Origin of the sequence: Pseudoalteromonas sp. XI10, assembly GCF_001469895.1 — a bacterium.
Lineage (GTDB): Bacteria > Pseudomonadota > Gammaproteobacteria > Enterobacterales > Alteromonadaceae > Pseudoalteromonas.
Genome location: NZ_LOPY01000063.1, coordinates 17950 through 33110, shown reverse-complemented (window position 1 = coordinate 33110; position 15161 = coordinate 17950). Strand labels below are relative to the sequence as shown.

At 44.1% G+C, this 15161-nt stretch carries 11 protein-coding genes; all 11 read right to left on the bottom strand.

Going from position 1 to position 15161, the window contains the following annotated elements:
* The coding region (locus AUR67_RS20985; RefSeq protein ID WP_235591772.1) for a GTP-binding protein at window positions 1-88 on the bottom strand (88 nt) is incomplete at its 3' end.
* A 60-nt stretch (window positions 89-148) separates the two neighbouring features.
* A complete protein-coding gene (gene fusA / locus AUR67_RS20775; RefSeq protein WP_058586664.1) occupies window positions 149-2263 on the bottom strand; it encodes an elongation factor G in 2115 nt (704 codons plus the stop codon).
* Between the two features lie 27 nt (window positions 2264-2290).
* On the bottom strand, window positions 2291-2761 hold the full coding sequence (rpsG, locus tag AUR67_RS20770; RefSeq protein WP_054554834.1) for a 30S ribosomal protein S7: 471 nt from the start codon (window positions 2759-2761) through the stop codon (window positions 2291-2293).
* A gap of 97 nt (window positions 2762-2858) precedes the next feature.
* The gene (rpsL, locus tag AUR67_RS20765; RefSeq protein WP_002958885.1) at window positions 2859-3233 is read right to left on the bottom strand and encodes a 30S ribosomal protein S12; all 375 of its coding nucleotides are present in this window, start codon (window positions 3231-3233) and stop codon (window positions 2859-2861) included.
* 192 nt (window positions 3234-3425) lie between these two features.
* A complete protein-coding gene (rpoC, locus tag AUR67_RS20760; RefSeq protein ID WP_058586663.1) occupies window positions 3426-7598 on the bottom strand; it encodes a DNA-directed RNA polymerase subunit beta' in 4173 nt (1390 codons plus the stop codon).
* Window positions 7599-7695: 97 nt separating this feature from the next.
* The gene (gene rpoB, locus AUR67_RS20755) at window positions 7696-11721 is read right to left on the bottom strand and encodes a DNA-directed RNA polymerase subunit beta (RefSeq protein ID WP_058586662.1); all 4026 of its coding nucleotides are present in this window, start codon (window positions 11719-11721) and stop codon (window positions 7696-7698) included.
* 272 nt (window positions 11722-11993) lie between these two features.
* Window positions 11994-12356 carry a 50S ribosomal protein L7/L12 gene (rplL, locus tag AUR67_RS20750; RefSeq protein ID WP_054554830.1) on the bottom strand — a complete coding sequence of 121 codons (363 nt, stop codon included), beginning with the start codon at window positions 12354-12356 and terminating at the stop codon, window positions 11994-11996.
* An 81-nt stretch (window positions 12357-12437) separates the two neighbouring features.
* Window positions 12438-12932: a 50S ribosomal protein L10 gene (rplJ, locus tag AUR67_RS20745; protein WP_054554829.1), complete on the bottom strand. Its 495-nt coding sequence runs from the start codon at window positions 12930-12932 to the stop codon at window positions 12438-12440.
* Between the two features lie 319 nt (window positions 12933-13251).
* On the bottom strand, window positions 13252-13956 hold the full coding sequence (gene rplA, locus AUR67_RS20740) for a 50S ribosomal protein L1 (protein ID WP_054564002.1): 705 nt from the start codon (window positions 13954-13956) through the stop codon (window positions 13252-13254).
* 4 nt (window positions 13957-13960) lie between these two features.
* The gene (gene rplK, locus AUR67_RS20735; RefSeq protein ID WP_054554827.1) at window positions 13961-14389 is read right to left on the bottom strand and encodes a 50S ribosomal protein L11; all 429 of its coding nucleotides are present in this window, start codon (window positions 14387-14389) and stop codon (window positions 13961-13963) included.
* Window positions 14390-14603: 214 nt separating this feature from the next.
* On the bottom strand, window positions 14604-15161 hold the full coding sequence (nusG, locus tag AUR67_RS20730) for a transcription termination/antitermination protein NusG (RefSeq protein WP_058586661.1): 558 nt from the start codon (window positions 15159-15161) through the stop codon (window positions 14604-14606).

Here is a 15161-nt window from a genome sequence, read left to right as displayed (position 1 = left end):
CTGTTAGAGTTGTTTTACCGTGGTCAACGTGGCCGATTGTACCAACGTTTACGTGCGGTTTTACGCGTTCAAACTTTTCTTTTGCCATCTTAAAAAATTCCTATAAAGAAATTAACGCCTGACCCACTATTGGGCCAGACAAGCTAAATCATATAACAGCGCGAGCTGCAATTATTGCATCTGCAACGTTTTTAGCGGCTTCTGCATACTTCAAAAACTCCATAGAGTAAGATGCACGGCCTTGTGTTGCAGATCGCAGATCAGTTGCATAACCAAACATTTCAGAAAGTGGTACTTGCGCATTAATTTGCTTAAGACCACCGAATGCTTCTTCCATGCCTTCGATCATGCCGCGGCGACGGTTTAAGTCACCAACTACATCACCCATGTTTTCTTCAGGAGTGATAACTTCAACCTTCATTACTGGTTCTAGAAGAGCTGGGTTTGCTTCAAGCGCACCTTTCTTCATCGCCATTGAACCTGCAATCTTAAATGCCATTTCATTCGAGTCTACATCATGGAATGAACCATCGTATAGAGTCGCTTTAACGCCAAGTAATGGGTAGCCTGCAAGCACACCTTGAGACATTTGCTCTTGGATGCCTTTGTCTACCGCAGGGATGTATTCTTTAGGAACGGCACCACCAACGATTTCGTTAACGAACTCGTAAGTTGGCGCTTCATCATCCGAAATATCCATCGGTTCAAGTTTAAGCCAGACGTGACCATATTGACCACGACCACCTGATTGACGTACGAACTTCCCTTCAACTTCAACAGCTGAACGGATAGCTTCACGGTATGCTACCTGCGGCTTACCAACGTTACATTCAACACTGAATTCACGTTTCATACGGTCGACAATGATATCAAGGTGAAGTTCACCCATGCCAGAAATAATAGTCTGGCCTGATTCTTCGTCAGTTTGTACTCTGAAAGATGGATCTTCTGCCGCTAGTTTACCTAACGCGATTCCCATCTTATCTTGGTCAGCTACTGTGCGAGGCTCAACCGCAACAGAGATAACTGGCTCTGGGAACTCCATACGCTCAAGCGTAATGATTGAGTTCGGATCACACAGTGTCTCACCTGTTGTTACGTCTTTAAGACCAATAGCCGCTGCGATGTCGCCTGCGTAGACTACTTTGATCTCTTCACGTGAGTTTGAATGCATCTGAACGATACGACCAAGTCGCTCACGCTTACTTTTAACTGGATTGTATACCGCATCACCCTGTTTAACACTACCAGAGTAAACACGGAAGAAGGTCAAGGTGCCAACGAACGGGTCTGTCGCAATCTTAAAAGCAAGTGCGGCAAACGGTGCGTTGTCATCAGCAGGACGTTCTTCCTCAGTACCATCTTCTACGATACCTTGGATTTGTTTCACTTGTGTTGGCGCAGGCATATATTCGATAACAGCATCAAGCACAGCTTGAACACCCTTATTCTTAAATGCACTACCACAGGTCATTGGAACAATTTCGTTTGCTAATGTGCGCTGACGTAAAGCTGCTTTAATTTCAGCTTCGGTCAGGTCTTCACCTTCTAGATATTTGTCCATTAGTTCTTCTGATGCTTCAGCAGCGCTCTCAACCATGTGAGAACGCCATTCTTCTGCAAGCTCCAGAAGTTCTGCCGGAATGTCCTCATAAGAGAAAGTCATGCCTTGATCTTCGGCATTCCAGTTAATGGCTTTCATCTTAATAAGGTCAATAACACCTTTAAAGTCGTCTTCAGCACCAATTGGTAGCTGAATTGGAACAGGCGTTGCTCCAAGACGAGATTTCACCTGGTCCACAACTGTTAAGAAGTCAGCGCCAGTGCGATCCATTTTGTTTACGAAGATCATGCGAGGAACTTCGTATTTGTTCGCTTGACGCCAAACTGTCTCAGTTTGCGGCTGTACACCAGATGAAGCACAAAGAACAACTACCGCACCATCTAGTACGCGTAAAGAACGCTCTACTTCGATAGTGAAATCTACGTGTCCTGGTGTATCAATAATATTGATGCGATGGTCGTCAAATTGAGCGTCCATCCCTTTCCAGAAACACGTTGTTGCAGCAGAAGTGATTGTGATACCACGCTCTTGTTCCTGCTCCATCCAATCCATAGTCGCAGCACCATCATGTACTTCACCGATCTTATGAGAAAGACCCGTGTAGAACAGAACACGTTCTGTTGTGGTGGTTTTACCTGCATCTACGTGAGCGCAAATACCGATATTGCGATAGCGCTCAAGTGGAGTTGTACGTGCCATATGATCCTCTTAAAGGTTAAGGGCAGATTACCAACGGTAATGAGCGAATGCTTTATTCGCTTCAGCCATACGGTGAACGTCTTCACGTTTCTTAACCGCAGTGCCTTTGTTGTCAGCAGCGTCAACGATTTCTTGAGCTAAACGTAAGCCCATAGATTTTTCGCCACGCTTACGTGCAGCGTCTACTAACCAACGCATACCTAATGCGTTGCGACGTACTGGACGTACTTCAACTGGTACTTGGTACGTTGAACCACCAACACGGCGAGATTTAACCTCTACCTGTGGGCGAACGTTTTCAAGTGCAGCTTCAAAGATTTCAAGGTGCGACTTGCCTGATTTCTCAGCAGCCACGTCTAACGCACCATAAACGATTTTTTCAGCAGTAGATTTCTTGCCGTCTAACATTACTACGTTAACGAATTTAGCAAGAAGTTCCGATCCGAACTTAGGATCTGGAAGAATTTTACGTTGACCTATTACGCGTCTTCTAGGCATTTTGTATCTCCGGTATCTTCAGGTTTGCTCTTTTAGAGTCAATACCCAAAACAATTAATTTAAAAATTTAGTGCTTGGCCTTACTAACGGAGAACCATTAGCCCTTAGGGCGTTTAGCACCGTATTTAGAACGAGCTTGACGACGGTCGCTAACGCCTGCACAGTCAAGTGCACCACGTACAGTGTGGAAACGCACACCTGGTAAGTCTTTAACACGACCACCACGGATTAGGATTACACTGTGCTCTTGTAAGTTGTGGCCTTCACCACCAATGTAAGATGTTACTTCGAAACCGTTAGTTAAACGAACACGCGCTACTTTACGTAATGCAGAGTTTGGTTTCTTAGGTGTAGTTGTATATACACGAGTACATACACCACGCTTTTGCGGACAAGCTTTAAGTGCAGCTGAGTTACTTTTAGTAACTTTGCTACGACGTGGCTTACGCACTAGCTGGTTAATAGTTGCCATTTAAATAGCTCCTGAAATTAAAATTACTACTGAAAAAATAAAAAATCCGCCCTGTTTACATGCTCGTTACAAAACGTGCAGGCAAATGGGTGGCGGAATTTTAATGAGCAAAGTTTAACCTGTCAACCTTAACTCATCGTAAGGCAGAAGATAACTGCCTTACGATTTCTTAATCTATTGATTAAGTTGAGATTATTGGTTTCCAGAGATATCTGCGTTTAGTGCGTCAGTTAGTGCTTGAGTTGCCTCTTCAGCGCTTACTGTTTGCTCTTCAACGATTTCACCTTGCTTGCGACGGTTTAAACGGTCTTGGTGATACGCAAAGCCTGTACCAGCTGGGATCAGACGACCCACGATTACGTTTTCTTTCAGACCACGAAGCTCATCGCTCTTACCATTTACAGCCGCTTCAGTTAGGACACGAGTTGTCTCCTGGAACGATGCTGCAGAAATGAAAGATTCTGTTGCAAGTGACGCTTTAGTGATACCCATTAACTGGATTTCAAACTTCGCTGGGATCTTGCCTTGTTTCTCAAGTTCACGGTTAGAAATATTAACGCGTGCTACTTCAACTTGTTCACCGGCTAAGAACTCAGTGTCACCGCCGTCAAGGATGATACATTTACGTAGCATCTGACGAATAATTGTCTCAATGTGCTTGTCATTGATCTTAACGCCTTGCAAGCGGTAAACCTCTTGCACTTCGTTAACGATGTAGTTAGCTACATGAGTTACACCACGTAGGCGTAAGATGTCATGTGGTGACTCAGGACCATCGGCGATAACCTCACCTTTAGACACTTGCTCACCTTCGAACACGTTAAGTTGACGCCATTTAGGGATCATCTCTTCGTATGCGTCACCCTCAGCTGGAGTGATTACAAGACGCTTCTTACCTTTAGTTTCTTTACCGAAGCTGATAGTACCTGTGATTTCTGCAAGGATTGCAGGATCTTTCGGCTTACGTGCTTCGAATAAGTCAGCTACGCGAGGTAGACCACCCGTGATATCACGAGTCTTCGAACCTTCTTGCGGAATACGTGCAAGTACGTCACCTGGGTTTGCAGTTGCACCGTCTGTTACTTCAATCGTTGTGAATGAAGGAAGACGTGTTTCTTGCAGACCACGCTCATCGCTTTCGATGATTAGTTTAGGTTCTTTCGCATTCGCTTTACCTAAGTCTTTAACAACCACACGTGTTAAACCAGTTAACTCGTCTGTTTGTGCTTCGGTATTTGAGTCATCAACGTCGCTGAACGAGATTTTTGACTTGTGCTCAAGAACGATTGGGTGACTATGCGGGTCCCAAGTAGCAACGATGTCGTTACCTTGAACTTCTGCATTATCTTGTACTGCTAACACCGCACCGTAAGGTACTTTATAACGCTCTTTCTCACGACCAAAACTATCGATGATAGTGATCTCTGTTGAACGAGACGTGATAACAATCTTACCGTCTGTGTTTAATACGTACTTCGCATTGTGTAACTTCAATGTACCGTTAGTTTTAACTTGTACACTGTTTTCAGCAGACGCTCGAGATGCCGCACCACCGATGTGGAAGGTACGCATCGTAAGCTGTGTACCCGGCTCACCGATTGATTGTGCCGCGATAACACCTACTGACTCACCTGGATTGATGATGTGGCCACGCGCAAGGTCACGACCGTAACACTTAGCACATACACCAAAGTCATTATCACAAGTGATTACTGAACGAACGCGTACTTCATCCACTGAGTGCTCTTCTAAAAGGTCACACAGTTTTTCGTCAAGCATAACGTTACGCTCAACAAGTACTTCGTTAGTATTTGGAATTAATACATCTTCAGCAACAACACGACCTAGTACACGTTCACGAAGTGCTTCTACAACGTCACCACCTTCGATAAGCGGTTTCATTGTTAAGCCATCTTCTGTGCCACAGTCGTCTTCGTTGATTACTAAGTCTTGTGCAACGTCTACTAGACGACGCGTTAAGTAACCCGAGTTTGCTGTTTTAAGTGCTGTATCGGCAAGACCTTTACGCGCACCGTGCGTTGAGATGAAGTACTGTAGTACGTTTAGACCTTCACGGAAGTTCGCCGTGATTGGTGTCTCGATGATTGAACCATCTGGACGTGCCATTAGACCACGCATACCCGCTAACTGACGGATCTGAGCGGCGCTACCACGTGCACCTGAGTCTGCCATCATAAACACTGAGTTAAATGAAGATTGCTCTTCTTCTTCGCCTTTAGCGTTGATTACAGTGTCTTTTGATAAGTTCGCCATCATCTCACGTGATAAGTTTTCATTTACACGTGACCAGATATCGATAACTTTATTGTACTTTTCACCAGCCGTTACAAGACCTGATTGGAATTGTTGGTTGATTTCAGTTACTTCAGCTTCCGCTGATTCAATGATTTCTGCTTTAACCGGTGGGATAACTAGGTCATCGATACCGATTGAAACACCTGACTTCATTGCGTAGTGGAAACCTGTGTACATTACTTGGTCAGCAAAGATAACTGTATCTTTAAGACCTAGACGACGGTAACACTCGTTTAATAAGCCAGAAATTTGTTTCTTACCTAGGGCTTGGTTGATTAACTCAAACGGCATGCCTTTAGGTAGGATTAGTGAAAGAATTGCACGACCTACTGTTGTTTCAACAATAGATACTTGCTCAACTGCTTCACCTTCTTCATTGTTAACTGTTTCGCTAATACGTACTTTGATGCGCGCATGTAGCTCAGCATTACCACTGCGGTATGCTTTTTCAGCTTCTTTAGGATCTTTAAATACAGTACCTTCGCCTTTCGCATTAATGCGATCACGAGTCATGTAGTAAAGACCTAATACAACGTCCTGTGAAGGAACGATGATTGGCTCACCATTCGCTGGAGATAGGATGTTGTTTGTAGACATCATTAGAGCACGTGCTTCTAACTGTGCTTCAAGCGTTAACGGTACGTGTACCGCCATTTGGTCACCATCGAAGTCAGCGTTGTACGCCGCACAAACTAATGGGTGTAAATGGATCGCTTTACCTTCGATAAGCACAGGTTCGAACGCTTGGATACCCAAACGGTGAAGTGTTGGTGCACGGTTAAGTAATACTGGATGTTCACGAATTACTTCGTCTAATACATCCCATACTTCTGCCACTTCACGCTCAACCATCTTCTTAGCAGCTTTGATAGTCGTAGCCATGCCGCGACGCTCTAATTTGCCATAGATAAATGGTTTGAATAGCTCAAGTGCCATCTTCTTAGGAAGACCACACTGGTGTAGTTTAAGCGTAGGACCTACTGTGATTACAGAACGGCCAGAGTAATCTACACGTTTACCAAGTAAGTTCTGACGGAAACGACCTTGCTTACCTTTGATCATATCAGCAAGCGATTTAAGAGGACGTTTGTTAGAACCTGTAATCGCACGACCGCGACGACCGTTATCAAGTAGCGCATCTACCGCTTCTTGTAACATACGTTTTTCGTTGCGTACGATAATGTCTGGTGCTGCTAGATCTAATAGACGCTTAAGACGGTTATTACGGTTAATAACACGACGGTAAAGGTCATTCAGATCAGAAGTCGCAAAACGACCACCGTCTAGTGGTACTAATGGACGTAGATCAGGCGGAAGTACTGGAAGTACTGTCATGATCATCCACTCAGGGTTGTTACCTGATTGGTGGAAAGATTCCATTAATTTAAGACGTTTAGTGATCTTCTTACGCTTAGTTTCAGAGTTAATTGTTGGTAACTCTTCACGCATTTCAGCAATTAATTGGCCAAGATCAAGTTCACGAAGCAAGTCTAATACTGCTTCTGCACCCATCTTCGCTTCAAACTCATCACCGTGCTCTTCTAGTGCATCTAGGTACTCTTCTTCACCTAAAAGCTGACCACGCTCAAGCGTTGTCATACCAGGCTCAGTTACTACGAATGATTCGAAGTAAAGTACGCGCTCGATGTCACGAAGTGTCATGTCTAGCATTAAGCCGATACGTGACGGTAATGATTTTAAGAACCAAATGTGCGCAACTGGGCTCGCAAGCTCAATGTGACCCATACGGTCACGACGCACTTTAGTAAGCGTTACTTCAACGCCACACTTTTCACAAATAACACCACGGTGCTTAAGGCGCTTATATTTACCACATAAACACTCATAATCTTTCACTGGGCCGAAAATACGGGCACAGAATAAGCCGTCGCGCTCAGGCTTGAAAGTACGGTAGTTGATTGTCTCAGGTTTCTTTACTTCACCGTATGACCATGAACGAACCATATCTGGCGAAGCAAGACCAATGCGAATTGCATCGAATTCTTCGGTCTTATTTTGTTGCTTCAGAAACTTAAGTAAGTCTTTCACCTTAGCTCTCCTGTCGGAGGTTAATCTTGAGGGCGAACCAATCGCCCCTACATTCTATTCGGCCTAACAGGTGCGGCTTACGCCGCACCTAAATGGCTTAATTTTCTTCCAACTCGATGTTGATACCCAGTGAGCGGATTTCTTTCAACAATACGTTGAACGATTCTGGCATACCTGGTTCCATCTTATGGTTACCATCTACGATGTTCTTATACATCTTAGTACGACCGTTCACGTCATCCGATTTCACTGTTAGCATTTCTTGTAGAGTATATGCAGCACCGTAAGCTTCTAGTGCCCACACCTCCATCTCACCGAAACGCTGGCCACCGAACTGAGCTTTACCACCCAGCGGCTGCTGAGTAACAAGGCTGTAAGAACCAGTTGAACGTGCGTGCATCTTGTCATCAACCAAGTGGTTAAGTTTCAGCATGTACATGTAACCAACAGTTACTTGACGTTCGAACTGATCGCCAGTACGGCCATCATAAAGTGTAACTTGACCGCTTCTTGGATAACCACCAAGCTCTAGTAAGTCTTTGATTTCGCTTTCACGAGCACCATCAAAGGCTGGAGTTGCGATCGGTAAACCACCTTTCAAGTTATCAGCTAAGCGACGAACTTCATCATCAGAGAACGAGTCGATATCAACTTTCTGACGACAATCACCTAATTCGTAAACTTTCTTAACGAAGCTACGGATTTCGTGCAGTTCACGCTGCTCTTTCATCATTTCTTCTAAGCGCTCACCCACACCACGTGCAGCAAGACCCATGTGTGTTTCTAGGATCTGACCGATGTTCATACGTGATGGTACACCTAGCGGGTTCAGAACGATGTCTACCGTACGACCTTTGTCATCGTATGGCATATCTTCTACTGGTACGATAGTCGAGATAACACCTTTGTTACCGTGACGACCCGCCATCTTATCACCCGGTTGGATACGACGTTTAACAGCTAGGTATACTTTAACAATCTTAAGTACGCCTGGTGCTAAGTCATCACCTTGAGTGATCTTACGACGTTTGTTTTCAAACTTCTTATCGTATTCAGCTTTAAGCTCATCGTACTGGGCAGCTAGTTGCTCAAGTTCAGCTTGCTTGTCTTCTTCAGCAAGGCTTTGAGTAAGCAGCTTTTCAGCATTTAGTGATGCAATTGAATCTGCGTTCAGACCTGCGTCAACAAGTAACTTACGAGCACGGTCTAATACACCTGCTTCTAAGATACGGAACTCTTCGTTGAAGTCCTTCTTCGCTTCGCGAAGCTGCATGTCTTCAACTTCTAACGCACGCTTATCTTTTTCAACACCGTCACGGGTGAAAACTTGTACGTCGATTACAGTACCAGTTACAGAGTTTGGTACGCGTAAAGAGCTGTCTTTAACGTCTGACGCTTTCTCACCGAAGATAGCACGTAGTAGCTTTTCTTCTGGTGTTAATTGCGTTTCGCCTTTCGGAGTCACTTTACCTACTAGGATATCGCCGCCTTTAACTTCAGCACCGATATAAACAACGCCTGATTCATCAAGCTTGCCTAGTGCAGACTCACCTACGTTAGGGATATCTGCTGTGATCTCTTCAGGACCTAATTTAGTATCACGTGCGATACATTGTAGTTCTTGAATGTGGATAGTCGTTAGACGATCTTCTTGAACTACACGCTCAGATAGTAGGATTGAATCCTCGAAGTTATAACCGTTCCATGGCATGAATGCCACGCGAAGGTTTTGACCAAGTGCTAAGTCACCTAGGTCAGTCGAAGGACCATCTGCTAATACGTCACCACGTGTTACCGGCTCACCAACCATACAAGTTGGTTTTTGGTTAATACATGTATTTTGGTTTGAGCGAGTGTATTTAGTAAGGTTGTAAATATCGATGCCCGCTTCACCTGGAATACGCTCATCTTCATGTACATTTACAACGATGCGGCTTGCATCCGCATACATTACTTCACCACCACGCTTAGCAACGATAGTTACACCAGAATCTTTCGCTAGTGTAAGCTCGATACCTGTACCTACCAGCGGTTTGTCCGCGATAAGTGTTGGTACAGCTTGACGTTGCATGTTTGAACCCATCAATGCACGGTTAGCATCATCGTGTTCTAGGAACGGGATAAGTGCTGCCGCTACAGAGATCACCTGTTGTGGTGATACGTCCATATATTGCTGGTCCATTTTGCCCATAAAGGTTGATTCACCTTTGTGACGACATGGAATTAGTTCATCAACAAACTCATTGTTTTCGTTCAAGTTTGAGTTCGCCTGAGCGATAACAAACTGACCTTCTTCAATGGCTGATAAGTAATCTACTTCATCAGTAACTACACCGTTTACCACTTTACGGTAAGGTGTTTCTAAGAAACCATAGTCATTCGTACGTGCGTACGTAGACAATGAGTTAATTAGACCGATGTTTGGACCCTCAGGCGTTTCGATTGGACATACACGACCATAGTGAGTTACGTGAACGTCTCGAACTTCGAAGCCAGCGCGTTCACGTGTTAAACCACCCGGGCCTAATGCAGAAATACGACGCTTGTGCGTTACTTCTGAAAGCGGGTTATTTTGGTCCATGAACTGTGATAACTGAGATGAACCAAAGAACTCTTTAACCGCAGCCGAAATAGGCTTAGCGTTAATAAGATCTTGTGGCATTACAGCGTCAAGGTCACCTAAGCTTAAACGCTCACGTACAGCACGCTCAACACGTACTAGACCAACGCGGAATTGGTTCTCAGCCATTTCGCCAACACTACGGATACGACGGTTGCCTAAGTGGTCGATATCATCAACATCGCCAACACCGTTACGAATAGCGATAAGCACTTTCATAACAGCTACGATGTCTTCTTTCGATAATGTGCCAGGGCCAGTATCTGAGTCATAACCTACACGGCTATTGAACTTCATACGACCAACTGTTGATAAATCGTAACGCTCGTCAGAGAAGAACAAGTTATCAAATAAGGCTTCAGCCGCGTCTTTCGTCGGTGGCTCGCCTGGGCGCATCATGCGATAAATTTCTACTAATGCTTCTAAACGGTTGCTTGTTGTGTCGATACGTATTGTATCTGACATGTAGGCGCCGCTGTCCACTTCATTGATATATAGTGTATCAATCTTAGTGTGACCTGCTTTAACCAATTCAGCCATTAGCTCAAGTGATAGCTCGTCATTCGCGTTTGCGATGATCTCACCTGTTGACTCATCAACATAGTTTTTAGCTACAACACGACCAATGATGTACTCATGCGGTACTTCTAATTGGTTAATACCTTTTTTCTCGATGTTCTTGATGTGACGCGCAGTAATACGACGACCCGCTTCAACAAGGACTTCACCGTCTTCGCCTTTGATATCAAAAGCGGCAGTTTCACCACGTAAGCGTGAAGGAACAAGTTCCATAAGAACTTTACCGTCAGCAACTTCAAACGCAGTTGTATCGAAGAATATCTCTAGGATTTCATCCGTTGAGTACTCAAGTGCACGTAGGATGATTGACGCCGGTAATTTACGACGACGGTCAATACGTACATAAAGGTTATCTTTTGCATCAAACTCGAAGTCTAACCATGAACCACGGTAAGGAATTACACGCGCGTTATAAAGTACTTTACCTGACGAGTGAGTTTTACCGCGGTCGTTATCAAAGAATACACCAGGGCTACGGTGTAGCTGAGAAACGATAACACGCTCTGTACCATTGATAACAAAGGTACCGGTATCAGTCATGAGCGGAATTTCGCCCATGTAAACTTCTTGCTCTTTAATGTCTTTAACTGTGCCTGGTGCTTCTTTGTCCATCACCACAAGACGCAATTTTACGCGAAGTGGAGCAGAATAAGTCACACCGCGAATTTGACATTCTTTTACATCGAATACTGGCTCACCAATACGATAACTTACGTATTGAAGCTCAGAATTTCCCGAGTAGCTTTTGATAGGAAACACAGAACGGAAAGCAGCTTCCAAACCGTGATCGCCATCAGCGTCAGGGACTAAGAATTTTTTAAACGATTCTAACTGCGTCGACAGTAAGAAAGGTATATCCAAAACTTGTGGACGTTTACCAAAATCCTTACGGATACGTTTCTTTTCAGAATAAGAGTAAGCCATGGGGTTCCTCAGCTTGCTGATCTTTGACCCGACCTGTTCTTGTAAGAACAGACTTAACTGGCATCTAAGCCAAGATGTACAACATTAAATTGTTGTTCTATTTCGCTCTGACACTTTCAACACCAAAATAGGTAACAACTTGAAAGTAAAGAGAAAATTAGATTTTATTTGCGTTACAGGATTGCATCGCTCTATAGCGCAAAAAGGCCGGTGATTAAATAATCACCAGCCCTTGCCTGATTACTCAGGCAGCGAACCTAGCAAAAGCTAGATTACTTAACCTCAACTTCAGCACCAGCTTCAGTAAGGTCTTTTGCAAGTGCTTCAGCTTCTTCTTTAGATACACCTTCTTTGATAGGTGCAGGAGCAGCTTCAACAAGTGCTTTAGCTTCTTTAAGGCCAAGACCAGTAGCACCACGTACAGCTTTGATAGCTGCAACCTTGTTAGCGCCAGCGCCAGTAAGGATTACGTCGAACTCAGTCTTTTCTTCAGCTGCTTCAGCAGCAGGACCAGCAACAACAGCAGCTGCTGCAGTTACGCCGAATTTTTCTTCCATTGCTTCAACTAGAGCAACAACGTCCATTACTGACATTTCAGCAATAGCATCAAGGATTTGGTCTTTAGTTACAGACATTACAAATTTCCTAATTATTACGGACTAAATATAGCCCAAAAAAAATATTACACCGAAAGTGAACAAAAAAACAGCTTAAAATTAAGCAGCTTGCTCTTCTTTCTGTACACGTACTGCTTCAATTGTTTTACACAATTTACCTGCAGACGCTTCTTTCATAGCGCTCATTAAGCGTGCAACAGCTTCGTCGTAAGTAGGTAGAGTTGCTAGCATAGCTGCGTCTACTACGTTACCTTCAAATGCAGCCGTCTTAACTTCGAATTTCTCGTTCTTCTTCGCGAAATCTTTGAAGATACGCGCAGCAGCACCTGGGTGCTCTGAAGAGAAAGCGATTAAGCTTGGACCTACAAGTGAGTCAGAAAGGCACTCAAAATCTGTACCTTCAACAGCACGTTTAGCTAAAGTGTTACGAACAACTTTCATCCATACACCAGCTTCACGAGCTTCTTTACGAAGGGCAGTGATAGCACCAACTGTTACACCACGAGAATCTGCAACAACTGCAGAAAGAGCACCAGTGGCTGCTTCGTTGACTTCAGCAACAATTGCTTTTTTGCCTTGAAGATTTAAAGCCATGGGTGTTACTCCTGGTTTAATGGGTTGCCGAAATTGGCTTCCCTGTTCTACTCTTCCCCATCAAAGATGGAGATGCTTTTTACGGCGAGAGCCAGAAGATTAGGAAAAATCTATCTGGGGATTCACACCGTCTACGTAGGTAAAATATTAAGGCCGAAGCCGCCTACGGTCTTGGACGGAAGCCCAATTTATCGTTTTTACCCGAAGGCATTACGAAATTATGGACTTCAACCCGAATTCTTTACTTGTTTCGAAATTAACTTTCTCAACAAAATGGCGCAAAATTATAGTTCAAATTTCGCGCCATGTAAACTCTTAATTAAGCAACAACTGTGCTTAGAGAGTTTTGGTCAACAGCAACACCTGCGCCCATTGTTGTAGAGATAGTTACTTTCTTCACGTAAGTACCTTTTGCTTGAGAAGGTTTAGCCTTCTTAAGCGCAACAATAAGAGCTTCAAGGTTTTGTTGAAGTTGCTCAGCAGTGAAATCAACCTTACCGATAGTAGTATGGATGATACCGTTCTTGTCGTTACGGTAACGAACTTGACCTGCTTTCGCGTTTTTAACTGCTTCTGCAACGTTAGGAGTTACAGTACCAGTTTTAGGGTTTGGCATTAGACCACGTGGACCTAAGATTTGACCTAGTTGACCAACAACACGCATAGCGTCTGGAGATGCAACAACAACGTCAAAGTTCATCTCGCCTTTCTTAACTTGTTCAGCAAGATCTTCCATGCCCACTAATTCAGCACCAGCTTCTTTCGCAGCATCTGCGTTAGCGCCTTGTGTGAATACAGCAACACGAACTTCACGACCAGTACCGTTAGGTAGTACAGTTGCACCACGAACGTTTTGGTCAGATTTACGAGCATCGATACCAAGGTTAACAGCAACGTCAACACTTTCTACGAATTTAGCTGTCGCTAACTCTTTTAAAAGAGCAACTGCTTCGTTGATTTCGTAATCTTTAGTTACATCCACTTTTTCGCGGATTGTACGCATACGTTTAGTTAATTTTGCCATTATCTTAGTCCTCTACGTTCAAGCCCATCGCACGCGCAGAACCTGCGATAGTGCGAACTGCAGCGTCCATATCAGCCGCTGTAAGGTCAGGTCGTTTTGTCTCAACGATTTCTTCAAGTTGAGCACGAGTTACTGTACCCACTTTTTCAGTGTTAGGACGGCCAGAACCTGATTTGATGCCTGCAGCTTTCTTAAGTAAGTAAGCAGCCGGTGGAGTTTTCATGTCGAACGTGAAAGAACGGTCACCGTAAACAGAGATCACTACAGGAACTGGAGCGCCTTTTTCGATAGATTCTGTACGTGCGTTGAACGCTTTACAGAATTCCATGATGTTTACACCGTGTTGACCTAGTGCTGGACCTACTGGAGGACTAGGGTTAGCCATACCAGCGGCAACTTGTAGCTTGATAATAGCTTCAACTTTTTTAGCCATAATAAATACCTCATTTGGTGGGTCATAGCCTTGTGCGCGCGAGGACGCGTACTCTAACGGCTTCCCAGTTTAAAAATTGGTTCTCACTTTTTAGTGATAAAACAAGTTAGAACTTGCCCTAACACAAAAAGGCCGCTGATTATAAGTTAATCAGCGGCCTTTTTCAAGCATATTGCCAAAATATTAAACGATTTTGGCTGCTTTAATTTTTTACTTACTTGTCTTGCTCAACTTGACCAAATTCAAGGTCAACAGGTGTCGAACGACCGAAGATAAGAACAGACACTTTTACGCGGCTCTTCTCGTAATCAACTTCTTCAACAACACCGCTGAAGTCAGCAAATGGACCATCGATAACACGAACAACTTCGCCTGGCTCGAATAATGTAGCTGGCTTAGGTGCCTCAGAGTTCTCTTGTAGACGGTTTAAGATGCGGTCAGCTTCTCTTTGGCTAATTGGTGCTGGACGATCAGACGTACCACCAATGAATCCCATAACACGTGCAGTGCTGTTCACTAAGTGCCAGCTTGCATCGTTCATGTCCATTTGAACTAGTACGTAACCTGGGAAGAATTTACGCTCTGATTTACGCTTTTGACCAGCGCGCATCTCAACAACTTCTTCAGTTGGTACTAATACTTCACCAAAACTATCTTCCAAACCTTCGATCTTGATGTGCTCAAGAATAGTTTGTGCTACACGCTTCTCGTAACCAGAGAAAGCTTGTACTACGTACCAACGTAGTTTCTTTTCGTTCTTCTCATCCGACAT

Bases quoted from the DNA above. Each gene is read 5' to 3' on its own strand.
- fusA (WP_058586664.1), bottom strand. From the start codon at position 2,263: ATGGCACGTACAACTCCACTTGAGCGCTATCGCAATATCGGTATTTGC.
- rpsG (WP_054554834.1), bottom strand. From the start codon at position 2,761: ATGCCTAGAAGACGCGTAATAGGTCAACGTAAAATTCTTCCAGATCCT.
- rpsL (WP_002958885.1), bottom strand. From the start codon at position 3,233: ATGGCAACTATTAACCAGCTAGTGCGTAAGCCACGTCGTAGCAAAGTT.
- rpoB (WP_058586662.1), bottom strand. From the start codon at position 11,721: ATGGCTTACTCTTATTCTGAAAAGAAACGTATCCGTAAGGATTTTGGT.
- rplL (WP_054554830.1), bottom strand. From the start codon at position 12,356: ATGTCTGTAACTAAAGACCAAATCCTTGATGCTATTGCTGAAATGTCA.
- rplJ (WP_054554829.1), bottom strand. From the start codon at position 12,932: ATGGCTTTAAATCTTCAAGGCAAAAAAGCAATTGTTGCTGAAGTCAAC.
- rplA (WP_054564002.1), bottom strand. From the start codon at position 13,956: ATGGCAAAATTAACTAAACGTATGCGTACAATCCGCGAAAAAGTGGAT.
- rplK (WP_054554827.1), bottom strand. From the start codon at position 14,389: ATGGCTAAAAAAGTTGAAGCTATTATCAAGCTACAAGTTGCCGCTGGT.
- nusG (WP_058586661.1), bottom strand. From the start codon at position 15,161: ATGTCGGATGAGAAGAACGAAAAGAAACTACGTTGGTACGTAGTACAA.